This window comes from Pseudomonas nabeulensis (assembly GCF_004682045.1).
Classification (GTDB): domain Bacteria; phylum Pseudomonadota; class Gammaproteobacteria; order Pseudomonadales; family Pseudomonadaceae; genus Aquipseudomonas; species Aquipseudomonas nabeulensis.
Window position 1 is genome coordinate 26991 of the sequence record NZ_QUZT01000022.1, and the last position, 25676, is coordinate 52666.

Below are 25676 nucleotides of genomic sequence, written 5' to 3' on the forward strand. Positions count from 1 at the left end.
GTGGGAGGGGGCTTGCCCCCGATGAGGGAGTGTCAGTTGGCACATCTGCAACTGACACACCGCTATCGGGGGCAAGCCCCCCTCCCACATTTAACCGGTGTACATCCATAGATAGTCATACTCAATCGGTAGGGTCGAAAATAGGGCGCAGCAAAATCCGCCCACTAACCTTTCGATTCGCCCCAAGTGCGGGCACAATGCGTGTCCTTTTTTGGCAGGCACCGCCGCAGGCTCTCAAAAATGATCAAAACGCCGTATTACCTCATCGATAAACAGAAGCTTCTGGTCAACATGCAGAAGATTGCCTACGTGCGCGAGCAATCCGGCGCCAAGGCGTTGCTGGCGCTCAAGTGCTTTGCGACCTGGTCGGTGTTCGACCTGATGCAGCAATACATGGACGGCACCACGTCGTCGTCGCTGTATGAGTTGAAGCTGGGTCGCCAGAAGTTCGAAGGTGAAGCACACGCCTACAGCGTGGCCTGGGCCGACGATGAAATCGAAGAGATGCTGGATAACTGCGACAAGATCATCTTCAACTCCATCAGCCAGCTGCAGCGTTTTGCCGAGCGTTCCGAAGGCAAGACTCGTGGCCTGCGCGTGAACCCGCAAGTGAGCAGCTCCGATTACCTGCTGGCCGACCCGGCGCGTCCATTCAGCCGCCTGGGCGAATGGGACCCGGTGAAGATCGAAGGCGTGATTGATCAGATCTCCGGCTTCATGTTCCACAACAACTGCGAGAACGGCGACTTCAGCCTGTTCGACAAAATGCTCGGCACCATCGAAGAACGTTTCGGCGACCTGCTGCACAAGGTCGAGTGGGTCAGCCTTGGCGGCGGCATCCACTTCACCGGCGAAGATTATGCAGTGGACGCGTTCTGCGCCCGCTTGAAAGGGTTCTCCGAAAAATACGGCGTGCAGGTCTACCTGGAACCCGGCGAAGCGGCGATCACCAATAGCGCTTCCCTGGAAGTCACCGTGCTCGACACCCTCTACAACGGCAAAAACCTCGCCGTGGTAGACAGCTCCATCGAAGCCCACCTGCTGGACCTGCTGATCTATCGCCTCAACGCCAAGCTGGCGCCGAGCGATGGCGAACACACCGTCATGGTGTGCGGCAAATCCTGCCTGGCCGGGGACATCTTCGGCGAGTATCAATTTGATCGTCCGCTGGCCATCGGCGATCGGCTGTCGTTCATCGACACCGCAGGCTACACCATGGTCAAGAAAAACTGGTTCAACGGCCTGAAAATGCCGTCCATCGTAGTGAAACAACTTGACGGTACCGTCGAGGTGGTTCGTGAATTTGGTTACGACGACTACCTGTCCAGCCTTTCGTAAGCTGGCGGATAAAGGAGAGATAAAGCAATTGAAAAAGAACGTTCTTATCATTGGTGCAGGAGGTGTCGCCAAGGTGGTGGCCCACAAGTGCGCGCAGCACAACGACGAACTCGGTCGTATTGCTATCGCGTCGCGCAACATCTCCAAATGCCAGGCCATCATCGACAGCGTCAAGGCCAAGGGTAGCCTCAAGGTGCCTGCGGACATCCAAGCCTTCGCGCTGAACGCCCTGGACGTGGAAGCGACCAAGGCCCTGATCCGCGAGACCGAATCGCAGATCGTCATCAACGTCGGTTCCTCGTTCCTCAACATGTCGGTACTGCGTGCCTGCATCGACACGGGCGTGGCCTACCTCGACACCGCTATCCACGAAGAGCCGGGCAAGGTCTGCGAGACCCCGCCGTGGTACGGCAACTACGAGTGGAACCACCTGGAAGAGTGCAAACAGAAGAACATCACGGCCATCCTTGGCGTGGGCTTCGACCCGGGTGTGGTCAACGCGTATGCCGCGTTGGCGCAGCAACAGCATTTCGACCGCATTGATTCGATCGACATTCTCGACGTCAATGCCGGCTCCCATGGCAAATACTTCGCCACCAATTTCGACCCGGAAATCAACTTCCGCGAGTTCACCGGACAGGTGTGGAGCTGGCAGAACAGCCAGTGGACCAGCAACACCATGTTCGAAGTCAAACGCACCGATGACCTGCCGGTCGTCGGTTCGCAGAACCTCTACCTCACCGGCCACGATGAAGTGCACTCACTGTCGAAAAACCTCGACGTGCCCAACGTGCGTTTCTGGATGAGCTTTGGCGAGCACTACATCAACGTGTTCACCGTGCTGAACAAGCTCGGCCTGCTCTCCGAAAAACCGGTGACCACCGCCGAAGGCCTGGAAGTGGTGCCATTGAAACTGGTCAAGGCCGTGCTGCCCGACCCGTCTTCGCTGGCACCTGGCTACACCGGCAAAACCTGCATCGGAGACCTGGTCAAAGGCACCAAGGACGGCAAGGCGCGTGAAGTGTTCATCTACAACGTAGCTGACCACGAAGAAGCGTTCGCTGAGACCGACAGCCAAGGCATCTCCTACACCGCAGGCGTGCCACCGGTCGCCGCTGCGCTGCTGGTCGCCCGTGGCGAGTGGGACGTGCAACGCATGGCCAACGTCGAGGAACTGCCCGCTGAGCCGTTCCTGAAGGCGCTGGACGTGATGGGCTTGCCGACGCGTATCAAGGACGAGCACGGTGATCGTGCTTGGGATGCGATTGCCTGATAGGCATTTGAAAACAAGGTGCGCCTGGATGGGCGCACCTTACCTCATGCCTTGTATTGCAACCGTTTAAGCCGCTGAAGATAGCGCGCCAGCACCTCGCCGCAGAGCAACGATGCCTCAATACCGCAGCCCTCCAAAAAACTGCTTCGCTTTGCTGTTATCCCAGAGATAAGTGTTCTGATAAAACTCGATGACTCACATGCCATCGCGCATATCATCCCTGAACGCGCTCCGCGGCGGATATAGCCAGGTCGCGACATCACCGCCCCACAACGCAACCCAATCAACGTGGGGAGCCACGGGCAGCACCCTCTTGCAATATTGACTCACACGTAGAAAGAACCCCTTGAAGTCAAGATTGCCTACGTGTGCCCGACACAGTTTGGACTTTTGTGTCAATGATTGAGAATGACGGGCGACATAAGCGATGACTTCGGTCATGTAATCAACAGTGGCCAACCCCTCCCCCAATCCTGGCAGCTTCTGTAACAGCATTGTGCTCAAGACATGCCTTTATGAATCGCCCCCATCCTTGATACTCCACACATTCCCCCGTTCGACTGTGACATTTTGCCACCCCAAAAGGAATGTCATCAGTGGATACCTCAAGGCTGCGGCGAGGTCGGCCAGTTTTTCGATCCTTCCAAAAGGAACTGACTGAGTTTTCTGGACTTCTCAGAAAGCCAAAGATCAAAAAAATTACGTTTATTACGAAAAATTCTAAAAGACTGTCATTTCTCACAGTTAGCTTTTCCCCAAGTTTCTAATATAAAAACCCTAGTCTTTACGCTTGCATCAATCCCAGATTTTTTACCGCTACCACATGGATCATGACACTCAGAAAATCTTTAACTAGAAGCGAGACTCACATGTACGCACTTATTAAGGATCAAGCTACCGAAGGGCTATGGCTTAGGCAAACAAAAATGCCTACTCTTTCTGCTGATAGCGTATTAATAAAAGTAAAAAACACTGGCATATGCGGTACAGATGTACACATATGGAACTGGGATGAATGGGCTCAAGAAAAAATCCCACTACCCCTCATAATTGGCCACGAGTTTTGTGGTGAAGTCATAAAGACGGGCAGTAACGCCAGGCAGTTTTCTATTGGAACGCGAGTGTCCGGCGAAGGTCATATCGTCAACATGAACAGCAGGGCTGGCCGTAGTGGTCGACCGCATCTTGACGCCTTTGCAAACTGTGTCGGTGTTACTCGCCATGGCGCCTTCGCGCAATACATTGAGCTTCCCGCTTCAAATGTCGTAGCACTTCCGGATCATATCGATGATGAACTAGCCGCTATCCTTGATCCCTTGGGAAATGCAGTGCATTGCGCGCTGTCATTTGATTTGTCTGGCGAAAACGTCCTTATTACTGGCGCCGGCCCCATCGGCATAATGGCCGCGGCTATCGCACGACATGTTGGCGCAGACCATATAGTCATAACGGATATTTCGCAAACCCGACTGGACATTGCCAAAAAGACAGTTAGCGACTGCGTAACCGTAAACACAACGACACAAGACTTAAAAAGTATTATGCAGACTTTACGAATCAGTGAAGGCTTCGATATTGGGTTGGAAATGAGCGGTTCGTCATCCGCCATCTCTCAGATGATTGACAGTCTCGTACAGGGAGGAAAGATCGCCTCATTGGGCTTGCCCTCCAAAATGATCAATTTGAAATGGTCTAGCATTGTCACAAAAGGCCTCCTAATAAAAGGGGTATATGGTCGGGAGATTTTCGATACCTGGCGAAAAATGTTCAACCTGCTGGAAGCAGGGTTAAATGTAAAAAATGTGATAAGTCATCGCTTGGCGGCACATCAGTTCGAACAGGGCTTTACTTTGCTGAAAGAGGGAAAGGCCGCAAAAGTCATACTGAACTGGAATTAAAGACATGACCATCGAGATTATCACTTTCGAAAAATTTGAAGACATCCCTACTGACGAGTACGTTCAGTTAATTTCAAATGTTGACACCCCGGCATTCTATGACCCGCGCTTTTTGAAAGCCGCAGAACATTTTCCATTACTACCTCCGTTACGCATTATTTATTTTATGGCTTACCTCAATGGTCAGCCCAGCGCCTTTATGCCCTGTTACCTGCAAACCGCACAACAAATTGACCCTTTTGGGCTATTGGCCAACACTGCGAGTATCAGTTTTTCGGAACAAGGCACTGGACTATTCAGCCACGTCATGCACTGCTACGACACGAAAATCATTGCAACAAACGATAAAAAAGAACACACAGGAAAATTATTAAATGCTCAACATAAAATTGCTTGCGAGTGGGAAGCCGAGTATTTCGGTTTCCTCAACACCTGCGACACCTCTCTAATTACAGCGGCACAGGCATCAGGAATGCAAACGCGCTTCATGCTCGATCGTTTCTATCTGGATATTGTCAAAAAAAACAATTTCGAATTACTGGTAGAAGAGCTACCCGCCGACGGGCGTCGAGAAATGAAGCGCCAACTAAGGCGATTTTCTGAAAGTAACGCCAAGATTATAATTGAAGCGCCACCTTTGACCACCCTTCCAGAGTTGGTAACACTGTGTCAAAGAACAACTGCCCGACATGGAACACCCCATTATTTTCCGGAGAAACCGTTATTTGACTTTGTCACCTGCTGCGGGGATATGGTAAGGACTTTTACAGTTCGACAGGACGATCAGCTTATCGCTGGATTTATCTGTTTTCTTGAAGAAGCCACTTTACATATGTGGTGTGCTGGGATGACGTATGACGATGTCAAATTCAGCCCATTCACCATACTCGTTGCAGAAGCCTACCAATATGCCTTCGCGCATAAAATAACCAGGGTAGAAATGGGGCGCCTCAATACAAAAATCAAAACGCGGCTCGGATTTTCTCCACTACCTCTTTTTTCAATTATTGGGAACCCCAAAGAAGAGTTTAAATTATGAGCATTCCCGCCGTCAGTGATTTAACCCACAACACAGGTCCCATTTATTGGCGAACAGACCCTGAATTTGAAAAGCATAGAGTGCAATCGGCCTGGAACGGTTATTTACCTGAACGCTATCCCATTGCGATCGTAGTTGCACACTCAGAGATCGATATCATTAACACACTGAGTTACGCATGCGCCAATGGGCTGCAAGTCTCCTGCAAGACAGGCGGGCATTCATACTCTGTTTGCTTCCTTAAAAAGGATCACCTATTGCTTGACATGTCATGCTTTAAAACTCTCGAAATCGACAATGAAGCCTCCCTTGCTTATGCAGATGCAGGTGTCACCTCGCGACAATTACACGACGCATTGTCCATTGTAGGCCTGGCCTTTCCAGTCGGACATGGGGGGGATGTTACGCTGGCTGGATTTTTAGTTGGTGGAGGTCAGGGCATCAACTGTGCTGAATGGGGAGGCATGAGCACCTTCAATATCGAAGCGGTCGAAGTCATCACAGCAACCGGCGAAAAAATTCTTTCGACGCCAGACCACTCGCCTGAGTATTTATGGGCCGCCCGAGGAGGTGGGGCTGCGTTATTTTTTGTCGTTGTTCGTTTCCATTTGAGGTGCTATCCGGTAAAAAAATACATAGCCGCCAGTACTTTTTTTTTCAAAGCAAGTGACCTGCCGACAGTCGTCGAAGCCATCAAGGACGGCGCTACTAAAATTTCCAGAGCGCTACAAATTATGGTCAGTCTAATTTCGACTTCTGAAGCAGCGAGTGCGCCTTGTTCATCTGATGATGAAAGTCACCTTGCCGTTCTGAGCACACTTGCTTTTGCCAGTGACGAGATGGGTGCACGAAAAATGTACTCCTCATTTACAACACACGTGAAGTTACCTATACCACTTCAACATACTTACCCTAAAAAAATAGAAGTCGAAGATATCTTTACCCAAACTACCAACCTGCGCACCTGTGCACGCTGGAGGTCAGACAACATCCTCACCTACCACCCTTCGAAAGCTGCGAATATTCTGCTCAAGCACTTCTCAATCGTCCCTTCAAAGCAAACACAAGCATTAATTATCTGGAGGCCTGCGCATGACTATCCCGACGCTGCCTATTCGGCCAAGGGTTCTTTTTTCATCTCCACCTATACACAGTGGAGCAACAAACATGATGACATAGCGAATCGTGATTGGCTCTACGAACTCTACGAAGAGCTTTCGCCTTTTTCGAGCAGTCATTATCTTAATGAATTTGATCGAGAGGGCCGCGCGCACCTTATTCACAGGTGCTATAGCAGTAAACACTGGAAGAAGCTTCTGAAACTCAAAAACCTTCACGACCCACTCAATATTTTTGGTTGAGTTACACCTCCCCTGGAGCCGACGATGAATCATCAATTCGATAATCTTGCCAAACTCTATGCAAGCATGCTTGATTGGCCTCTTCGTAAACACGTAGAGGTTCCGTCAGTCATGAGATTAATAGAGAAGAATTTATGTGATAGAGATGTTTTAGACTATGGCTGCGGCCCTGGCATTTATACCGAGCGGCTTGCTAAACGAGGTGCACGTAAAGTCCTAGGCTACGATACCTCCGAAGACATGCTTACTTATGCGAGGACGCATGCCGCAAAAAAAAATCTCAGAATTACCTTCACGTCTACTCTTGGGGACAACCTCAATAAACAATTTGATTTGGTACTGGCCGTCTACGTCATGCCCTATGCAACAACGCTTCATGAACTGACGACCATGTGTGCTCAAATGTACAATCTGCTGCGGCCCGGTGGCCGGTTGGTATCCCTGCCTATCCATCCACACTTTCATTCTGACAGAAATTACTACCAAAACTATGGCTTTCGACTTTCAGCCCTCAACAAGAGCATCCCAGACCGTGAGGAGGGTGAGGAATTACTGTTAGAATTATTCCCGCCGGCCTTCGGCAATATGATAAATGAGCATTGGGAGAAATCGGTAATCAAAGAAGAGATCATTGCTCACTACTGGTCAATGACTGCCATGACCGATGCACTTACCCAAGCAGGATTTAGAAGTATCAAGTTGTACAATCATATACTCGATGAACAATCTGACGCGTCCTTAGATCGGACTTTTTTCCAAAAATATCTTGATTGCCCTCATGCAGCGATCCTCGAATGTCTAAAATAAGCTATTTATGCAAGTGGCCGTTTGTAATAAAACAGATGATTTCAGCACTAACCTGAAGTTTCCCCGACAGTGGCTGCGATACCACCGCAGGCACTGTCGCACCTGCGGAGTCATTGGGTATGGAGGCCGTGAGGTGTCAGTTCACTCCAAATTGCGCGCCGAATTACTCAGCGCCCTTGAACACTGCAACAACGCCGGCGCCAGCTGCTTCTCGGCATCCGCCCTGCTCCACCGGCTGGTCGGCGCCACCACATGCACCGCCGCCACCGGCCGGCCATTCGCACCCAACACCGGCGCGCCAATGGTCATATCACCCAGGAACAACTCCTGGCCATTCACCGCGTAGCCCTGCTCGCGCACCTGTTGCAGCGACTCCAGAATCTGCTCAACGTCAGTCAGCGTCTGGCTGGTGTGGGCAATACGCTGGCTGTTCTCGATCAACACCACCGCCTCATCCACCGGCAGCGCGCTCAAATACGCGCGCCCCGACGCCGTGCAATACATCGGGACCCGCGAGCCGATCGGCATATGCACCGGCACAAAGCCCGAGCTGACGAATCGCGCGATATAGGTCATGTCATAGCCCGCAGGTTCAGTCAGACACGAGGTCTCCCCCGTCAACCGGGTCAACTCCGACAAAAACGGATTGGCCACCTCGATCAACGAGTGTGCATCCAAATAACTGAAGCCCAACTCCAACACCCGAGGTGTGAGTTGGTAATGACGTGTGCGGGAGTGTTTCCGAAGGTAACCCAGGCTTTCGAGGGTAAACACCATGCGTTGGGCCGAGCTTTTGGTCATGCCGGCAGCCTCGGCCACCTCTGCAAGGCTCATGCTACGGCGCTGTGCGCTGAATGCCTTGAGTACCGACAGGCCTTTTTCCAGGGATTGGTTGTGCAAACTGTTGCGTTCTTCGGACATGGCGAACTCGCGGGTTTGATCGATCAGGCGTGGCGACATTTCTACCGCAAATCACAAAAATAGACCACAAAATATCGCATATCGATACGAATGGTTCATTTTGTCGATTTTAAGAAGCGATATACGATTTTTATTAATCAAAATGGCATAGAGCTTGCGTTTTCATCCCCAGCCGCTTGCGGTACTGACGATCCGTTTTCCTTCTGGAGTAACCCGATGAACAGTCTTTCGCCCTTGTTTCGCCGCCTTGCCTTTGCCGTTTGCGCCACGCTCTGCGCCAGCGCCGTGCACGCAGAAAGTGCGTCCTCTTACAAAGTCGGTGCAACGGCCAGCGGTTCGCCGTTTACCTTCCTCGACATCAAGAGCAACAGCATCCAGGGCGTGATGGTCGATGTGGCCGAGGCCGTGGGCAAGGCTGGCGGCTTTACCAGCCAGATCGAACAGACCAACTTTGCCGCACTGATCCCCTCCCTCACCTCCGGCAAGCTGGACTTTATTTCCGCCGGCATGCTCAAGACCGAGGAACGCACCAAAGTCGTCGATTTCAGCGCACCGGTGTACGCCTACGGTGAAGGCCTGATCATCAATGCCGACGATAACGCCGCCTACCCGGACTTGCTGCCGCTCAAGGATCAAATCGTCGGCGTGCAGGCCGGCACCATTTTCTACGACCAGTTGAACAAGCTCGGCATCTTCAAGGAGATCCGCACCTACGATTCCATCGGCGAGATGGTCCGCGACCTGTCCCTGGGTCGTATCAAGGCGGCCGTAGGTGACCAACCGGTGGTCGCCTACCAGATCCGCCAGAAGCTGTTCAAAGGCGTGAAACTGGCCGCCGACTACCACCCGACCCACGTCGGCGAAGTGTGCCTGGTGACGCGCAAGGGCGACACGCAAACCCTCGAGCGCCTGAACACGGCCATCGCCAGCATCAAGGCCGACGGCACCCTGGACAACATCCTCAAGAAGTGGGGGCTTGATGCCCAGGTGCGCCCATGAACCTGAGCGAATTCCTGCAAAACGCCCAGGACTTCTTGCCGATCCTGCTGCAAGGCGCCTGGGTCACGATCCAGATCACCGTGCTGTCGTTCCTGCTCAGCAGTGCCATCGGCCTGGTGCTGGCGTTGCTCAAACTGTCGCCGATCCGTGCGCTGTCATGGATCGCCAGCACCATCATCAACGTGATCCGTGGCCTGCCGATCATCGTGCAGCTGTTCTACATCTACTTCGTGCTGCCGGACATGGGCGTGCACCTCACCGCGTTCTATGCCGGTGTGATCGGCATGGGCATCGCCTACTCGGCGTACCAGGCAGAGAACTTCCGCACCGGCATCATCGCGGTGGAACAGGGCCAGCGTGAGGCCGCCGAGGCACTGGGCATGCGCTCGGTGCTGATGATGCGCCGGGTGATCCTGCCGCAAGCGTTTCGCATCGCCTTGCCACCCTACGGCAACACGCTGGTGATGATGCTCAAGGACTCGTCGTTGGTGTCCACTATCACCGTGGCGGAGATGACCCGCCAGGGCCAACTGATCGCCTCGTCGACCTTCCAGAACATGACCGTCTACACCCTGGTCGCCCTGCTCTACCTGCTGATGAGCCTGCCGTTGGTGTATGGCCTGCGCCGCATGGAACAACACCTGGGCCGGAGGAAAAAAGCATGATCGAGATCCGCCAACTGCAAAAACACTACGGCAGCCACCGCGTGCTGCACGGCGTCGACCTGGACGTGGCCAAGGGCGAAGTGGTGTGCCTGATCGGCCCCTCGGGCTCGGGCAAGTCCACCCTGCTGCGCTGCATCAATGCACTGGAAGCCTACGATGGTGGCGTCATCAACGTGTTCGGCGAAACCGTACAGCGCGCCAGCAAGAGCGTGCACGCCCTGCGTAGCCGCATGGGCATGGTGTTCCAACGCTTCAACTTGTTCCCGCACCGCACGGTGCTGGAAAACGTGATGGAAGGCCCGGTGTACGTCAAAGGCGAACCGCCGAAGCAGGCCCGCGAAGAAGCCTTGGTGCTGCTGGAAAAAGTCGGCCTGAGCGCCAAGGCCGATGCCTACCCGGAACAACTGTCCGGCGGTCAGCAACAGCGCGTGGCCATCGCTCGCGCCCTGGCGATGAAACCCGACGCCATGCTGTTCGACGAACCCACCTCGGCATTGGACCCTGAACTGGTGGGCGATGTGCTGGCGGTGATGCGCACCCTCGCCGATGAAGGCATGACCATGATCGTGGTCACCCACGAAATGGGCTTTGCCCGCGAAGTGGCCGACCGCGTGTGCTTTTTGCATGGCGGCTACATCGTCGAAAGCGGCCCGGCCGAAGACGTGCTGGGCAACCCGCAGCAACCGCGCACCCAGGATTTCCTGCGCCGCGTGCTGCACCCTACTGGCGATACGCGGAGCCTGTCATGAAGTCTTTGTGGTCAGCGACTGCGCCGGCGGCGGTGCCAACCCCGGCATTGAGTGAGTCGCTGAAGGTGGATGTGGCGATTGTCGGCGCCGGGTACACCGGTTTGTCGACGGCGCTGCACCTGGCCGAGCGCGGCGTCAGCGTGTGCGTACTGGAAGCGAATGAGCCGGGTTGGGGCGCGTCCGGGCGCAATGGTGGGCAGGTCAATCCAACGCTCAAATATGACCCGGAACAACTGGTGCAGAGGTATGGCGCGGAACGTGCCGAACCCTTGATCTCGACGGTATCGAATTCAGCAGATTTGGTGTTCAAGCTGATCGAACGTCACGGCATCGATTGCGCGCCGGTGCGCAAGGGTTGGATGCAGGTGTCGTACACCGAAAAAGGCGTGGCCGGGCTGCACGCCCGCGCCGAACAATGGGCGCGACGCGGTGTGCCGGTGCAGCGGCTGGACGCTTATGCCGTGGCCTCGCGCATGGGCAGCTCGGCCTTTGCCGGCGGCTGGCTGGATGGCCGCGCCGGGGCGATCCAGCCATTGGCGTATGCCCGTGGGCTGGTGGCGGCGGCGTTGGCGGCAGGCGTACGGATCCACGGGCAAAGCGCAGTGAACGGGTTGCAGCGCCAGGCGTCGGGCTGGCAATTGACCACTGCAACTGGCGCGCAGGTGAACGCCGATCAAGTGGTGCTGGCCACCAATGGCTACAGCGGCAACCTATGGCCGGGCATGGCCCAAAGCATCCTGGCGGCCAACAGTTTTATTGTCGCCACCAAACCGTTGACCGGGCGCGCCGCCGAGAGCATCTTGCCGGGCCAGGAAACGGTGTCCACCGCACAACGCCTGCTGCTGTACTTTCGCAAAGACAGCCATGGCCGTTTGTTGATGGGCGGACGCGGGCTGTTCAACGACCCCACTGCGCCCACAGACTTCGCCCACCTCGAGCGATCCCTGGCGCTGCTGTTTCCCCAGCTCGGCCCGTTGGAGTTCGAGTACCGCTGGGCCGGGCGTATCGCGATCACCCGCGACTTCATGCCCCATGTTCACGAACCGGCGCCGGGGCTGACGTTGGCATTGGGCTGCAATGGTCGCGGCATCGCGTTATGTACCAGCCTGGGCCAGCAACTGGCCGCGCGCCTATGCGACAGCAAGGCCGACTTCGCCTACCCGGTCACACCGTTGCAGCGCTTGCCGATGCATGGCTTGCAGCGCTTCTACATCGGCGCAGGGGTGGCATGGTATAGCCTGCTGGATCGACTCAACGTGAGTTGACCTCACCCCAACAAACACCACAAAACAATGTGGGAGGGGGCAAGCCCTAATGCCAGTCAGTTAAGGCAAACACTGTACCTGTGGCGAGGGAGCTTGCTCCCGTTGGGACGCGAAGCGGCCCCAAAAAATGGGCCTGCTGCGCAGTCCAGCGGGAGCAAGCTCCCTCGCCACAGGTTAATTTTTATCCTTCCAGCCTCTTAACTGACTGACATTAGGGCTTGCCCCCTCCCACAGGTGAACAGTGTTGGCTCAGAGATTTCCCACAAGGCTTTCAGGTTGCTCCTCGGAACTTCGCTGGCTAACCTCTTCGCCGTCGCTGCTCATTCAGCGGCCGGATTTGACCGTCCGATTAATTAAAGTACTGTTGCGCCAAAACCTATTTCAGGCGTTTTTTTTATGCCTGAGGTATCGTGTCGCGGCGGCTGTACGCGGGATACCTTCGGGTATGCCGGATTTCCTTTGATTGCCGGTCGGTCAACCCGCGTACAGCTGCCACCCTCTTCGTTTGACCGCGAACGCTGGCAGCTCCACTAATCTTAGGAACTCCACCATGATCAAAGACAGTCCAAATCCCCCAACCACCCCCTTCACCCTCCACCCCGACCTGAACACTGAAACCCTGTTGGCCAATGCCTCACAAGACCTGGCCAGCCTCAACGACATCGCCGCCCATCTCGCCTTTGAAGTCGATGGCGCTCAACGCAATGTAGCGCTGGGTATCTGCCGCATGCTCGAAAGTGTGCAACTGTTGGTGGACAAAGCATTGGATCAGGCTCATCCGGTGACCTGATCGAACAACACCCTCGAAATCAATGAAGTACAAAATGTGGGAGGGGCAAGTCGAATCGTCGCACCGCCCCTCCCACCGTAGATCAGTGATGCTGCAGGATCCTGTGCCCACTCAAAACACCGACCACCCAATCCGCTCACTCAACAACTCCAACGCCTTGATCCCCGCCAGCGAGTTCCCCGCTGCATTCAACTCCGGCGACCACACGCACACGGTAAATTGCCCCGGCACCACCGCGACGATCCCGCCGCCCACCCCACTCTTGCCCGGCAGCCCTACGCGGTAGGCAAAATTGCCGGCCTCGTCGTACAGCCCGCTGGTGGCCATGATCGAGTTGACCTGCTTGGTCTGACGCGCCGTCAGGACCTGCTCGCCGCTGTGGGCGCTCACCCCTTCATTGGCCAGAAAGCTGAACGCACGGGCCAAATCCAGGCAGCTCATTTGCAGCGCGCAATAGTTGAAATAGCTGTGCAGCACCGCGTCCACGTCGTTGTGGAAATTGCCGAAGGATTTCATCAGGTAGGCCATGGCCGCGTTGCGCGCGCCGTGTTGCGCTTCCGACTCAGCGACCACGCTGTCGACCAGGATCTGCGGGTTACCCGACAGGCGCCGCACAAAGTCGCGCATCGACAGGATCGGCACGGCGAAGCGCGATTGGTTGATGTCGCAGATCACCAGCGCGCCTGCGTTGATAAACGGATTACGCGGTCGGCCGCGTTCGAACTCCAGTTGCACCAGCGAGTTGAACGGCTGCCCCGAAGGCTCATGGCCCAGACGCTCCCAGATGGTTTCGCCACCGTGGTCGATGGCCTGTACCAGGCTGAATACCTTGGAAATGCTTTGCACCGAGAACAGCGTATCGGCGTCGCCAGCCCAATAGGCGGAGCCATCGTTGCCGTACACCGCGATGCCTAATTGGTTGGGCGGCACATCGGCCAGTGCGGGGATGTAGTCGGCGACTGTGCCGAGGCCGATCAGTGGACGCACTTCGTCTAGGATCGACGCGAGCATCGCCTGCATGTCTTGTCCGGTCATGGGTGTTTGAATGGGTGATAAACGGGGGGCGGAGGATACCTGAAATGGCATCTAGACCCAGGGAATTCTGAAACGGGAGCTTCTATTTGACGGCATTCCAGCGCCAAATGATATCATTACGCCTTTATTCAAAAATCAAAATGCAATCCTGATCGCGCACCCCGCTAAACCTCCACCCCCTTTTAGCGAAACAAGCAACCAAGACTTCCCTGCCCAAAACAATCTACACAAGGAATACAAATATCATGGAACTTGAAAACAAGCTGAAGCACTTGGTGCACTCCATCAAGGCGATGGCGCCCACTATAGACGCAGCAGCCAAACGCATTCGCACAACGCAATTCAAAGAAAGTTTCAACAAGAACGATTACAACAGTTGGTGCCAGTCAGTTACGGGCGAAATCCTTGTAAAACTGAGATTGTTCACTGAACAGAACTTGAGTTTTATTGAAACCATGAGCGTCCTTACTGTCACCCGCTACACTTTCGAAGCGAGCGTATGGCTGAAATTGTTCGAGACAGACCCCCGTTACGGGCTCGTATACGCTTCCCAGCTCATAGACACACAACTCAACCACTGGGAAGACCAAAGAAAGCAACTTGTGCGAGAAATACACTTACTCAATGATCTTGATAAACAGCAATCCGACTGGCTCTCAGAAGAGTTGCTGCGATTGGAAACGATGGAAGACGTTGAAAAGGCCAGAAGCGAATCTGCGACGGTCTATCACCGCGCTACGCAGATGATTGACAACGTAGCCGCCCGTAAATTTTCCATCTATGCAGATCAGGCGGTGCACTTAGGTTATTCAACGGTCGCCAGTATGCTTGAAGCCGAGGCGATGCCTCAGGTCAAAGCCTCAATCAAAGCTATCAAAAAGGAAAAGGCCAGCTTCGTCAGTGCACTTCCTGACGACATAAAAGCCTTGGCATCAACACCTTGGTCGTGGAGCAAAATGGCAAAATTCGTCGGAATGGGTGATGAGTACGGGTATATCTACACCTTTACCAGCACGCTCATGCATGCCACACCAGCAAGTCTTACAACCGATCAAAAAAACCTGGAGCTTCACGAGATGCTCATCTTCTTCAAATTTATTAACATAAAATTTCTGGACGCAATCGAAGCCTCAGAAAAATATTGATATAGCGCTGCCTAAAGCCAACGACCTTCGTTCAAATTGTGCTGAGCTGAGCCACCACCCTACCAGTTTTCACCCAACCCCAGCAGGCCGAGTATTTGCCGCCGCAGGTCCACCAGGTAGGGATCATCCCGATGCCGTGGGTATGGCCTGTCGATGGTCAATTGCGCCTGGATCTTCGCCGGGCGGTCACTGAACACAATCACACGGTTGGCCAACAACAAGGCTTCTTCCACATCATGGGTCACCAGCAACGCGGTGTAGCCCTGGCGCTGCCACAGATCGATCAGCTCTTTTTGCATGGTGATACGGGTCAACGAATCCAGCTTGCCCAGGGGCTCGTCGAGGATCAGCAACTGCGGCTGGTTGACCAACGCACGGGCGAGTGCGACACGCTGCGCCATGCCACCGGATAACTGCCGGGGGTAGGCCCGGGCAAATTCGCTGAGGCCGACTTTACCCAGCGCCTCATCGACCTTGGCCGAATGGGTCTTGAGCAGGCCCTGGGCTTCCAGGCCCACCGCGACGTTGTCCCATACACGGCGCCACGGGTAGAGCGTGGGGTCCTGGAACACCACCACGCGGCTCGGGTCCGGGCCGGTGATGGCCTGACCATCCGCCAGCAAGCGGCCCGAATCCGCCGGCTCCAACCCCGCCACCAGGCGTAGTAAGGTCGACTTGCCGCAGCCCGAAGGCCCCAGCAGCGCGACGAATTCCCCCGGCGCCACGTCCAGCGAAACCCGCTCCAACACCGGCAGATGCTGCCCATCGAGGGCAAAACCATGGCTTAAATTTTCGATACGCAGCGCCAAGCCTTCCGGCGCCGGAACTGCGGGTGCCAGGGCTACCATTTCATCGCTCCTTTTTGCCAGGCCAGCAGGCGGTCACGCACCAGGAACAACCCGGTGATCAACCCCGAGCAGGCCAACGCCATGATCAACAGTGCGGCGTACATGTTGGCGTAGGCGGCCCAGCCCTGAGCCCATTGCAGGTACCAGCCGATACCGGATTTGACCCCCATCATTTCCGCCACGACCAGGGTCGAAAACGAAGCGCCCAGGCCCATGAACAGGCCGACAAACACATGGGGCAACGCCGCTGGAATCGCCACTTTGAAAATCAAAAAGCCCTGCTTGGCGCCGAGGGTGCGCGCCACGTCGTAATAGGCTTTATCCACGCTGGCCACACCGGACCAAGTGAGCACTGTGACCGGAAACCAGGTGGCCAGGGCGATCAGGAATACGCTGGCGCTCCAACTGCTGGGGAACAGAAAAAAACACAACGGCAACAACGCGGTCGACGGCACCGGACCGAGGATGCGCAGCACCGGGTGCAGCCAGTAACCGATACGCGTGGACCAACCGATCGCCACACCGGCGATAAATCCGCTGATCGCGCCCAGCGCCACACCCGAGCCCAGCAACAACGCTGAATGCCACAGGCTGTCAGCCAGGCGGGCATAGTCTTCGATATACACGGCCAGCAGCGCCTGGGGCGGCGCGAAAAAAGGCACGGGTAACCACGCCAGTTTGGCGGTGAGCAGTTCCCAAATCGCCAGCAATATCGGCAAGGCGATCAGCCACGGCCCAGCGCGGCGCAGGCGTGTGCCCAACCGGGAAACCCGGCGCCCCACCACGCCCAGCACCACGAATACCCCCGCCACGGCCACGCATACATTGGCTAGGCCTTGGGTCATCGGCCAGTTGCGTATTGCGTTGGGCCAGTAGCTGATCAACAACGCAACGGCCAACCAGGCGGCCACCACGGCAATGCCCTGCCCCCAGAACCTGAGGGTCAAGGGCGGATTGAGGCGGGTGGCGTCAGCTGAAGACATCGGCGGTGATCTCCTTGGCAAACTCCACCGGGTCGGTGCCTTTACTGATCACTTCGACGGTTTTGAGGTCGGTGACGTAGGTGGTGATTTCCTGGGTCAGGGCTGCACCTACCGCGTGATGGCCATGGGTGTGGTCGTGAAGAATCGCCTGCACTTCCTCCACCGACGTGTTCAGCGCATGAGCCTGGAAGCCTTTAGCGACCTCCTCCGGGTGCTGCACGGAATAGTCGTGGGCTTCCAGAATGGCCTGGGTCAGCGCCGCGACCACGCGCTTGTCCTCGCGCACCAACTTGCCGGTGACACCGACCACGCAGCAGCTGAGGTTGGCGTATTCCTCCACCAGGTTGGTGGACAGCTCCCGCGCCGTGCCGGCTTTGATCAGGCGGTACATGAACGGGTCACTGCCGCTCACGGCCTGCACTTCGCCGCGCTCCAGCGCAGTGCCGAGCAGGTCGGCGGGGTACAGGCGCCACTCCACATCACGTACCGGGTCGACCCCGTGCTTCTTCAGCAGGATCGAGAAGAAATTGCGATCCGGGCTGGCCATGTCGGTGACGCCAATGGCCTTGCCCTTGAGGTCTTCAAGTTTGGTGACCGTGCCGTTCACCGCACTGAGCAAACGCAGGCAACCGCCGTGGGTGCCGGCGGTGAGCTTCACGTCAAACCCCTGCTCCAGCGCCTTGAGCCAGCGCAGCGCCATCCCCACGCCCGCATCGGCCTTGCCGGTGGCAATGGCTTCCAGCAGCACTTCGGTGGAGTTGCCGAAATTGACCAGTTCCACATCCAGATTGTGCTTGGTGAAGAAGCCCTGGCCATGGGCGATGACCACCGGGGCCAGGCACACGGCATTGAGGTTGACGGCCAGCTTCAACTTGCGTGGCGCGTCGAGGCGGATGAAGTCACCCGTACCGGCGGGCTCCTGCGCCGTCGTGTGGTGCCCGGCATGTTCATCGGCGGCGAAACCCAAGCGTGGCAGCGACAGGCTGGCCACCGTGATACCGGCCATGCCCAATAGACGACGGCGGGTGAGACGGGCGAAATCATCCATGTACCAATGTCCTCTTTATAAAATCAAATCGATTATATAAACGACCGATTATTATGAAAGAAACATATAACTCTATGGTTATGCCCGATTCGTCGAAACGCAGGAAAAGCGTCCTAAGCTAAGATCGAAAGAGTATTTAACGAATGATTTTTAGAACTTTAAGCTCGGATTTATTTCATCCAGGATCGAGCTTGCCATGTCCCTACGCCGTCCCCTCGCTGCCGTCCTCGGCTTGCTGGCCTTTTCTGTCGCCGTGAGCGCCGAGGCCCAGCAAACCGTGCGCATCGGTTACCAGAAATCCTCCACTCTGATCACCCTGCTGAAAACCCAGGGCACCCTGGAACAAGCCCTCAAGGCCAACAACATTGACGTGAGCTGGCACGAGTTCCCCAGTGGCCTGCCGCTGCTGGAAGCGCTGAACGTGGGCAACGTGGACATCAGCGCCGACGTGGCCGACACCGTGCCAATCTTCGCCCAGGCGGCCCAGGCCAAACTCACCTACTTTGCCCAGGAAGCTCCCTCGCCGTCGGCCCAGGCCATCGTGGTGCGCAAGGACTCGCCGATCCAGCAACTGGGCGACCTTAAAGGCAAGAAAATCGCCGTGACCAAGGCGGCGGGCACGCACTATCTGTTGATCGCTGCGCTGGCCAAGGCCGGCCTGGCATTTTCCGATATCGAGCCGGCTTACCTGTCTCCCGCCGATGGCCGCGCCGCCTTCGAAAACAACAAGGTAGACGCCTGGGTCACCTGGGAACCCTTCCTTACCAGCGTGCAACGCCAACTGCCGACCCGCACCCTGGCCGACGGCGCCGGTTTGGCCAGCTACAAGCGTTACTACCTGACCGGTACGCCGTACGCCAAGGCACATCCCGACGTGTTGAAGATCGTCTATGAGCAATTGGACAAGGCCGGCCAGTGGGTAAAAGCCCACCCGCAGGACGCCGCCAAAGTACTCGGCCCGCTGTGGGGCAACCTGGACGCGGCCACGGTGGAAGCGGCCAACGCGCACCGCAGTTATCAGGTGCAGCCGGTGACGCTGGACCAGTTGGGTGAACAACAAAAGATCGCCGACGCGTTCTTCAAGGCGGGGTTATTGCCCAAGGCGGTGGATGCGCAGGATGTGCAGACGTGGAAGCCGTAACAGCGACTAAGCGTTAGGTGGTACAAGGGAAGCCCATTGCTTAATAACAGTCAATTAAGAAGTAGCCAGTGTAAAAGTAACCTGTGGCGAGGGAGCTTGCTCCCGTTGGACTGCGTAGCAGTCCCAGTCTTTTAAAAAAAGAGCTGGGGCCGCTACGCGGCCCAGCGGGAGCAAGCTCCCTCGCCACAAGTACGGTGTTCGCCTTAACTGACTTGCAATAAGCCCATTGCTCCCTTTTTCTTGAGCGTGCCACCCATGACATCCCCCCTCGCCCAGCCGCGCACCCTGATATTCCTGGCCTACCCACAGATGGGCCTGCTCGACCTGACGGGTGCCCAGACAGTGTTCTGGGCCGCAACCAAGGCCATGGCCGAGCGCGGCTTGCCCGGCTATGCGATGCACACCGCGAGCCTGGCGGGCGGATTGATGCAAACGGCGGAAGGCTTGAGCGTGCAGACCGTGGCGTTGGCGCAGTTCAGCGACAGCGCCATCGACACCTTGATCGTGCCCGGTGCGCCGGCGATCCAGCAGGCCATGGCGGCCAACACCGACTTGGTTGACTGGCTGCGCGTGGCCTCAGGCACCGCCACCCGCACCGCGTCGGTGTGCAGCGGCACCTTCCTGCTGGCCATGGCCGGCCTGCTCGACGGGCGCCGTGCCGCCACCCATTGGGCGATGTGCGAGATGCTCAAGCAGGGTTTCCCGGCAATTGTGGTGGATATGGACGCGATCTTTATCCAGCAAGGCAATGTCTGGACTTCAGCGGGGGTGACTGCCGGCATCGACCTGGCGCTGGCCCTGGTGGAGATCGACTGCGGACGGGACGTGGCGTTGCAAGTGGCTCGCGAACTGGTGGTATTCCTCAAGCGCCCTGGCGGGCAGGCGCAGTTCAGCCAATTGTTGCAAGCCCAAACCGACGACAGCGCCGGTTTCGACAGCCTGCACCTGTGGCTCGCCGACAACCTGCAAGAGGCTGACCTGTCGGTGGAGCGCCTGGCCCAGCAGGCGCAGATGAGCCCGCGCAACTTCGCCCGCGTCTACAAGCAACGCACTGGGCGCATGCCGGCCAAGGCCGTCGAGTTGTTTCGCATGGAAGCGGCGCGGCGCTTGCTGGAAGACTCTGAACGTAATATCGACCAGATCGCCAGGCTCAGCGGTTTTGGGGATGAGGAACGGATGCGCTATACCTTTCACCGGCATTTGGCGATTTCGCCCCGTGAATACCGTGAGCGTTTTTCCCGCTGATACCGCTATGAAGATCCTTGTAGTGAGCGGGCTTGCCCCGCGCTGGGCTGCGAAGCGGCCCCCAATCCATACGCCGCGGTGTTTCAGAAAGACCGAGGTGCCCGCGTTTAGGGCGGCTTCGCCACCCAGCGCGGGGCAAGCCCGCTCACTACAAGAATGAAGTCGCTTTTTAACTCAGCTCAGGAGCCGCCGCAGAAAGCCATGCTTTTTCACCGGCTGCGGCTTTTTGAGCACCACCGTCTCCCGAATGCCTTCGCGCTGATGTTGCAGCTTGTCCAACGCCATCAACAGGTCACTGCTGTGCTGCAACTGCTCACCCAACAGGGCTTTTTCGATACGAAACAACCGCCCGCTGGTGAGGCTGCGAAATTGCCCGCGGGAGCGCCCATCCGCCAGGATGCCCTCCTCGCCCATGACCTCGCCGGGCCCCATGCGCCCGGCTTCGACCATTCGCTCGCCATCATGGATCGCCACCGATACCACCCCCGTAGCGATGATCATCAGGCCATCCGCGACTTCATCGAACGCCAGCAGCACCTGGTTGGCCTGGAAGTCCACCGGGGTCATGGCCTCGGCCAGGCGGTCGCGCTCTTCGACGCTGAGGGCGCGCATCACCCGCGCCTCTTCGAGCAATTGGCGCTGGCGGCTCCAGGCTTGCACGGCACCGCCCCATGTCACGCCCGCCGCCTCAAGATGCCGATGGGCCAGGTCGAACATCAGGTTGCGCACGTTGCTGCGGCCCGAGCGCGAAGCAACGAAACCCTTGAGTTCGTATTCGTTGAACTCCAGCTGCGCGCTTTTGATCGAGACTTTAGGCGCATGTCCCGGCAGTAACGCCTGGGTGCCTTGCAAGGCTTTGTCCAATGCATCCAGCACCAGGCGCGGTGCCACGCCGCTGGGCACCGCCAGGGTCACGCTGACGCCGTGTATCGCGCCGGGTCGGCTGTGATTGAGGATCTTGGCCTTGGCCGCCAAAGCATTGGGTACCACAGCCACACTGCCCGATTCAGTCTGCAGATGGGTCGAGCGCCAGTCGATCTCCAGCACCTTGCCTTCAACCCCGTCGATGCTCACCCAATCGTCAAGCTGATAGGGCTTGGTGGTATTGATCACAATGCCGCTGAACAGATCGCTCAGGGTGCTTTGCACCGCCAGGCCGATGATGATCGCCATCGCCCCCGATGTTGCCAACAAACCCTTGACCGGCAATTGCAGCACGTAGGCTGCCGCGCCGACGATGGCCATCAGAAAGATCAGCGCGCCCATCACGTCATGCAGCAGGCGTGCATTCTGGCCGACGCGGGAGGTGAGGCCATGGCCGAGGATCACCGTCAGCGTGCGTGCCGCGAACAACCACCAGCCAATGCCCAGCACGGTGGCGAGCAGGTTCCGCACCGCGTCCTCGGGCCATGGTGGTGGCTGTAACGGGCTGATGCCGGCGGCGATCATCACCCGACAAAACAGCAAGAACACCAGCACGCGCAGCACCGTGCGCACGCTGCGCTTTAGCGGGCCAAGGTATTGCCACAGGGCCAGGTCCAGCAGGATCAACGCGCCGGCCAGCAATAAGGGATGGGCATCCATGACGAAGGTTCCTCAGCTATCAAAGTGAACGCGCTGTCTGTGGCGAGCGAGCTTGCTCGCGCTGGGCTGCGAAGCGGCCCCAACAAGATCACTGTGGCGTGTCAGACATATTGAGTTGACGGGTTTTGGGGCCGCTGCGCGCCCCAGCGCGAGCAAGCTCGCTCGCCACAACAAGCTCAGCCGGCATACACGCGTCAGCCGTCATCGGCTCCCCCAAAAACACGCTGCAACGTGAACGCAACCAGCGTTCGCCCGGATCGTTATGGGTGGTGCCCCGCCAGACCAGCGCCAGCTCCTGTTCCGGCACGTGCAACGGTACGCACTGCGCGCGCAACCCGCCTACGCCGGCCATGGCGTGTGCAACGTAATCCGGCACGACGGCGAGCATGTCGTTGCCGGCGAGCAACACCGGCAATGCGCTGAACTGCGGCACCGTGAGCACCACTTTGCGCTGCAGGCCGAGCAGGCCCAGGGCACGGTCGGATTCGTCGATCACGTTGCCCATGGACGACACCACCGCATGGGGCCGCTGGCAAAATTCGTCGAGACCCAGTTCCCCTGGCCGGGTGTCTGCGCGCAAGAGCATGGCGCGCATGGGCCGCAAGGCTTTGCGCCGGGCATTGGCCGGCAGTTCCTGGGTGTGACTGATGCCCAGGGAAATGTCGCCACTGGTGAGCAGTTGGGACATTTGCCAGTGATCGGCACGGCGCACCACCAACGACATGTTGGGCGCCTCGATCCGCAAGCGCTGAAGCAGGCCGGGCAGCAACGCGTATTCCACGTCATCGGACAGCCCGATATGGAAGGTCGCCTCGCTGGTGGCAGGGTTGAACGCCTGACAACGACTCAGCGCCGCCGCGATGGTGTCCAGCGCCGGACCCAGGTTGCTGAAGATCTCTTCGGCGCGGGACGTCGGCTGCATCAGGCGCCCGGCGCGGATAAACAACGGGTCGTCGAACATCAGCCGCAAACGGCCGAGGGCGCTGCTGATGGTCGGCTGGCCGAGGAAGAGTTTCTCGCCGACGCGGCTGACGTTGCGCTCGTGCATCATCGACTCGAACACCACCAGCAGATTGATGTCAGCACGACGCAGGTCATTTCTGTTCATCATGTGAGCCACCCGGCCATGGGCCTTGGAGAGGAGTGAGAGGCCTCAGGTTAGGGGCGGCTGGATGTGGCGTCTCTTGTACCTCGGGTCAGGACGCTCATACATGGGTATAGGCCTTGGCAGGATTTCAGGGTTTTGTGTCCTACTCGATGCGAACCAATGCTTTTAAAGTGAGCGTCCGATGCTCCACTCTCTACAACAACAATGGAGTGCCTGAAGGCCATGAAAATTTCCGTTCCCGCGAGCCTGCGTCGCGAACATTCATGGTTCACCGGCCTCTGGGACCGGTTGCTCTTCACGCCACGCCAGAGCCGGACACGCGCGGCATTCGGCATCAGCCCGACCCCGCTGGTCAACGCCTTGGGCTGGGTGGTGGGGCTGGTGGTGGCGTGCGGCATCTTTGTGATCAACTCCGAAACCCATACCGACTGGGCGCCGACCCTGCTCTACATCACGCTACTGCTGATGGCGGCCAACCTGTTCTCGATCAATGTGGTGATTGGCGTCGCGCTGTTTTCCATCGCGCTGCTCACCGCGTTGTTTCTCTATAACGGCAACTACGAGCGCTGGGATGCGATCACCGGGTTTTTCCGCTGCCTCACGGCGCTCTCCGCGATTACCTTCCTGGCGCTGCGCAGCAAATACGCGGCGGACAGCCTGCGTCACAACGAGGCCTACCTCACGGGTGCCCAGCGCCTGAGCCAGACCGGCAGCGTGAGCTTTCGCGGTGACAGCGAGCAGATGTCCTGGTCCGAAGAACTGGCACGGATCTTCGAATACCCGCACCAGCAAGAACCCACTGCGGCCATGGTGCTGGAGCGCACTCACCCCGACGACCGGCACCTGGCCCGCGAAGTATTCGATAAGGCCCTGAACCGCGCACCGCTGATCGAGGTCAAGCATCGACTGCTGATGCCCGACGGACGCGTCAAACACATCCATATGATCGCCAGCCCGTGGGAAACTCGTGGACGCTTTGAATACCTCGGCGCCGTCAAGGACATCAGCGCCGACAAGTTCGCCGAAGAGGCGTTGTTCCATGCACAAAGCCAACTGGCCCACGTCACCCGCATCACTTCCCTGGGCGAACTCGCGGCCTCGATTGCCCACGAGGTGAACCAGCCGCTGACCGCCATCACCAGCAGCGGCGAAGCCTGTCGGCGCTGGCTCGACCGCCCCGTGCCAGACCTGGAAGAAGCGCGCCAGTCCCTGGACCGTATTGTCTCCAGCGCTTGCCGCGCCAGCGTGGTGATCAGCCGCATTCGAGCGCTGTCGCGCAAGTGCGACCCGCTGCGCAAACCCGAATCCCTGGACGCCATCGTCAACGAAACCCTGAGCCTGGTGCAGCACGAACTGTCGCGTCACAAAGTGCGCAGCCGCGTGGAGTTGAGTGTGCTCGATGCGCAGGTCAACGCCGACCGCGTGCAGCTGCAACAGGTGCTCATCAACCTGATCATCAATGCCTGCCACGCCATGGAGACCGTGGCACCGCGTCAGCGCTTGCTGCGGGTGCGCACCTGGGTAGAGGGGGACGATGCGCACCTGGAAGTCGCCGATCAGGGCGTGGGCATCGACGAAAAGGACCTCCCCACGTTATTCCAACCCTTCTTCACCACCAAGCCCAATGGCCTGGGCATGGGGCTGTCGATCTGCCGCTCGATCATCGATTTCCACGGCGGCCGACTCTGGGCCACCAGCACCCTCGGCCAAGGCACATCATTTACCTGCGCATTACCCTTATTGGCCAAGGAGGCCTCATGAACGACCTTCACCCGATGAACCGGGTCATCAGCCACGAACCCTGGGTCTACATCGTCGATGATGATCGGCCGTTGCGCGAATCCCTCGGCAGCCTGTTGCGCTCAGTGGGCTTGCAGGTGCAGTTGTTTGCCTCGGCCGCCGAATTCATGAACTTCCCGCGCCCGGACCTGCCCAGTTGCCTGGTGCTTGATGTGCGCCTGCAAGGCACCAGCGGCCTGGATTTCCAGAACGAACTGGTGGCAGCACGGATCAATCTGCCGATTGTGTTCATGACCGGCCACGGCGATATTGCCATGACCGTGCGCGCCATGAAGGCCGGCGCGGTGGATTTCTTGGCCAAGCCCTTTCGCGAACAAGACCTGATCGACGCCGTGTGCGCCGCCCACTCGCGGGACAAGGCACGCCGTGAAGCCGAGCGCGGCAATGACGCGTTGCGCACGCGCTATGCCAGCCTCACGCCCCGTGAGCAAACCGTGATGGCGCTGGCGGTGTCCGGGCTGATGAACAAGCAGATTGCCGGCGAGATCGGCTTGAGCGAAATCACGGTGAAAATTCATCGCGGCCAGGCCATGCGCAAGATGCTTGCGCGCTCGTTCGCTGACTTGGTGCGCATGGCTCAGGCCCTGGGTATTGCGGTCAAGGTGTAGCTATACGCACGTATAGTATTTTGCCG

Annotated in this window: 23 protein-coding genes; 16 read left to right on the forward strand and 7 right to left on the reverse strand. The window is 57.6% G+C overall.

Annotated features, from left to right (window positions below; translation table 11 throughout):
* The first annotated feature begins 240 nt into the window (after window positions 1-240).
* The 6 genes from DYL61_RS13615 to DYL61_RS13640 all read left to right on the forward strand — a co-directional run bounded on the left by DYL61_RS13615 (window position 241) and on the right by DYL61_RS13640 (window position 7716).
* Window positions 241-1338: a carboxynorspermidine decarboxylase gene (locus DYL61_RS13615; RefSeq protein ID WP_135308735.1), complete on the forward strand. Its 1098-nt coding sequence runs from the start codon at window positions 241-243 to the stop codon at window positions 1336-1338.
* A 28-nt stretch (window positions 1339-1366) separates the two neighbouring features.
* Window positions 1367-2611, forward strand: coding sequence for a saccharopine dehydrogenase family protein (locus DYL61_RS13620; protein ID WP_135308736.1), 1245 nt, complete (start codon window positions 1367-1369; stop codon window positions 2609-2611).
* Window positions 2612-3480: 869 nt separating this feature from the next.
* Window positions 3481-4509, forward strand: coding sequence for an L-threonine 3-dehydrogenase (gene tdh / locus DYL61_RS13625; protein WP_135308737.1), 1029 nt, complete (start codon window positions 3481-3483; stop codon window positions 4507-4509).
* A gap of 4 nt (window positions 4510-4513) precedes the next feature.
* A complete protein-coding gene (locus DYL61_RS13630) occupies window positions 4514-5548 on the forward strand; it encodes a GNAT family N-acetyltransferase (protein ID WP_135308738.1) in 1035 nt (344 codons plus the stop codon).
* Entirely contained in the window at window positions 5545-6909 is a 1365-nt protein-coding gene (locus DYL61_RS13635) for an FAD-binding oxidoreductase (protein WP_135308739.1), read from the forward strand. The genes DYL61_RS13630 and DYL61_RS13635 overlap by 4 nt, the downstream gene beginning before the upstream one ends.
* 24 nt (window positions 6910-6933) lie before the next feature.
* The gene (locus tag DYL61_RS13640) at window positions 6934-7716 is read left to right on the forward strand and encodes a class I SAM-dependent methyltransferase (protein WP_135308740.1); all 783 of its coding nucleotides are present in this window, start codon (window positions 6934-6936) and stop codon (window positions 7714-7716) included.
* A 141-nt stretch (window positions 7717-7857) separates the two neighbouring features.
* Here DYL61_RS13640 and DYL61_RS13645 read toward each other — a convergent pair whose 3' ends face one another.
* Window positions 7858-8637 (reverse strand): IclR family transcriptional regulator, encoded by a 780-nt coding sequence (locus DYL61_RS13645; protein ID WP_135308783.1) that lies wholly within the window; start codon window positions 8635-8637, stop codon window positions 7858-7860.
* A 216-nt stretch (window positions 8638-8853) separates the two neighbouring features.
* On the opposite strand from DYL61_RS13645, the gene DYL61_RS13650 reads away from it, so the two are divergent.
* The 5 genes from DYL61_RS13650 (at window position 8854) to DYL61_RS13670 (ending at window position 13105) form a co-directional block, all read left to right on the forward strand.
* Window positions 8854-9636 (forward strand): ABC transporter substrate-binding protein, encoded by a 783-nt coding sequence (locus tag DYL61_RS13650; RefSeq protein ID WP_135308741.1) that lies wholly within the window; start codon window positions 8854-8856, stop codon window positions 9634-9636.
* A complete protein-coding gene (locus tag DYL61_RS13655) occupies window positions 9633-10301 on the forward strand; it encodes an amino acid ABC transporter permease (protein ID WP_135308742.1) in 669 nt (222 codons plus the stop codon). Before DYL61_RS13650 ends, DYL61_RS13655 begins: the two co-directional genes overlap by 4 nt.
* Window positions 10298-11050 carry an amino acid ABC transporter ATP-binding protein gene (locus DYL61_RS13660; RefSeq protein ID WP_135308743.1) on the forward strand — a complete coding sequence of 251 codons (753 nt, stop codon included), beginning with the start codon at window positions 10298-10300 and terminating at the stop codon, window positions 11048-11050. The genes DYL61_RS13655 and DYL61_RS13660 overlap by 4 nt, the downstream gene beginning before the upstream one ends.
* Complete coding sequence (locus tag DYL61_RS13665) at window positions 11047-12315, forward strand: NAD(P)/FAD-dependent oxidoreductase (protein ID WP_135308744.1); 1269 nt, start codon at window positions 11047-11049, stop codon at window positions 12313-12315. The genes DYL61_RS13660 and DYL61_RS13665 overlap by 4 nt, the downstream gene beginning before the upstream one ends.
* 550 nt (window positions 12316-12865) lie before the next feature.
* Window positions 12866-13105, forward strand: a complete 240-nt coding sequence (locus tag DYL61_RS13670) for a DUF6124 family protein (RefSeq protein WP_135308745.1) — start codon at window positions 12866-12868, stop codon at window positions 13103-13105.
* Window positions 13106-13216: 111 nt separating this feature from the next.
* Here the strand turns inward: DYL61_RS13670 and glsB are convergent, their stop codons facing one another.
* Complete coding sequence (gene glsB / locus DYL61_RS13675; RefSeq protein ID WP_135308784.1) at window positions 13217-14125, reverse strand: glutaminase B; 909 nt, start codon at window positions 14123-14125, stop codon at window positions 13217-13219.
* Between the two features lie 260 nt (window positions 14126-14385).
* On the opposite strand from glsB, the gene DYL61_RS13680 reads away from it, so the two are divergent.
* Window positions 14386-15285, forward strand: coding sequence for a hypothetical protein (locus DYL61_RS13680; RefSeq protein ID WP_135308746.1), 900 nt, complete (start codon window positions 14386-14388; stop codon window positions 15283-15285).
* Window positions 15286-15344: 59 nt separating this feature from the next.
* Here DYL61_RS13680 and DYL61_RS13685 read toward each other — a convergent pair whose 3' ends face one another.
* From DYL61_RS13685 to DYL61_RS13695, 3 genes are read right to left on the reverse strand one after another with little or no spacing between them, the layout of a single operon-like run.
* Complete coding sequence (locus DYL61_RS13685) at window positions 15345-16133, reverse strand: ABC transporter ATP-binding protein (RefSeq protein ID WP_135308747.1); 789 nt, start codon at window positions 16131-16133, stop codon at window positions 15345-15347.
* Window positions 16127-17116: an ABC transporter permease gene (locus DYL61_RS13690; protein WP_135308748.1), complete on the reverse strand. Its 990-nt coding sequence runs from the start codon at window positions 17114-17116 to the stop codon at window positions 16127-16129. The genes DYL61_RS13685 and DYL61_RS13690 overlap by 7 nt, the downstream gene beginning before the upstream one ends.
* Window positions 17103-18164 carry an ABC transporter substrate-binding protein gene (locus DYL61_RS13695; protein WP_135308749.1) on the reverse strand — a complete coding sequence of 354 codons (1062 nt, stop codon included), beginning with the start codon at window positions 18162-18164 and terminating at the stop codon, window positions 17103-17105. The genes DYL61_RS13690 and DYL61_RS13695 overlap by 14 nt, the downstream gene beginning before the upstream one ends.
* 196 nt (window positions 18165-18360) lie before the next feature.
* On the opposite strand from DYL61_RS13695, the gene DYL61_RS13700 reads away from it, so the two are divergent.
* Both DYL61_RS13700 and DYL61_RS13710 read left to right on the forward strand, forming a co-directional pair.
* Entirely contained in the window at window positions 18361-19305 is a 945-nt protein-coding gene (locus DYL61_RS13700) for an aliphatic sulfonate ABC transporter substrate-binding protein (protein ID WP_135308750.1), read from the forward strand.
* Between the two features lie 255 nt (window positions 19306-19560).
* The gene (locus DYL61_RS13710) at window positions 19561-20550 is read left to right on the forward strand and encodes a GlxA family transcriptional regulator (protein WP_135308752.1); all 990 of its coding nucleotides are present in this window, start codon (window positions 19561-19563) and stop codon (window positions 20548-20550) included.
* A 174-nt stretch (window positions 20551-20724) separates the two neighbouring features.
* Here DYL61_RS13710 and DYL61_RS13715 read toward each other — a convergent pair whose 3' ends face one another.
* Both DYL61_RS13715 and DYL61_RS13725 read right to left on the reverse strand, forming a co-directional pair.
* Complete coding sequence (locus DYL61_RS13715; RefSeq protein ID WP_135308753.1) at window positions 20725-22134, reverse strand: mechanosensitive ion channel family protein; 1410 nt, start codon at window positions 22132-22134, stop codon at window positions 20725-20727.
* A gap of 88 nt (window positions 22135-22222) precedes the next feature.
* Entirely contained in the window at window positions 22223-23245 is a 1023-nt protein-coding gene (locus DYL61_RS13725; protein ID WP_274594946.1) for a LysR family transcriptional regulator, read from the reverse strand.
* Between the two features lie 219 nt (window positions 23246-23464).
* Here DYL61_RS13725 and DYL61_RS13730 point away from each other — a divergent pair, with 219 nt between their 5' ends.
* Together DYL61_RS13730 and DYL61_RS13735 are read left to right on the forward strand one after the other, a co-directional pair.
* On the forward strand, window positions 23465-25003 hold the full coding sequence (locus DYL61_RS13730; RefSeq protein ID WP_135308754.1) for a sensor histidine kinase: 1539 nt from the start codon (window positions 23465-23467) through the stop codon (window positions 25001-25003).
* Window positions 25000-25650, forward strand: a complete 651-nt coding sequence (locus DYL61_RS13735; protein WP_105699366.1) for a response regulator transcription factor — start codon at window positions 25000-25002, stop codon at window positions 25648-25650. The genes DYL61_RS13730 and DYL61_RS13735 overlap by 4 nt, the downstream gene beginning before the upstream one ends.
* Window positions 25651-25676: the final 26 nt, after the last annotated feature.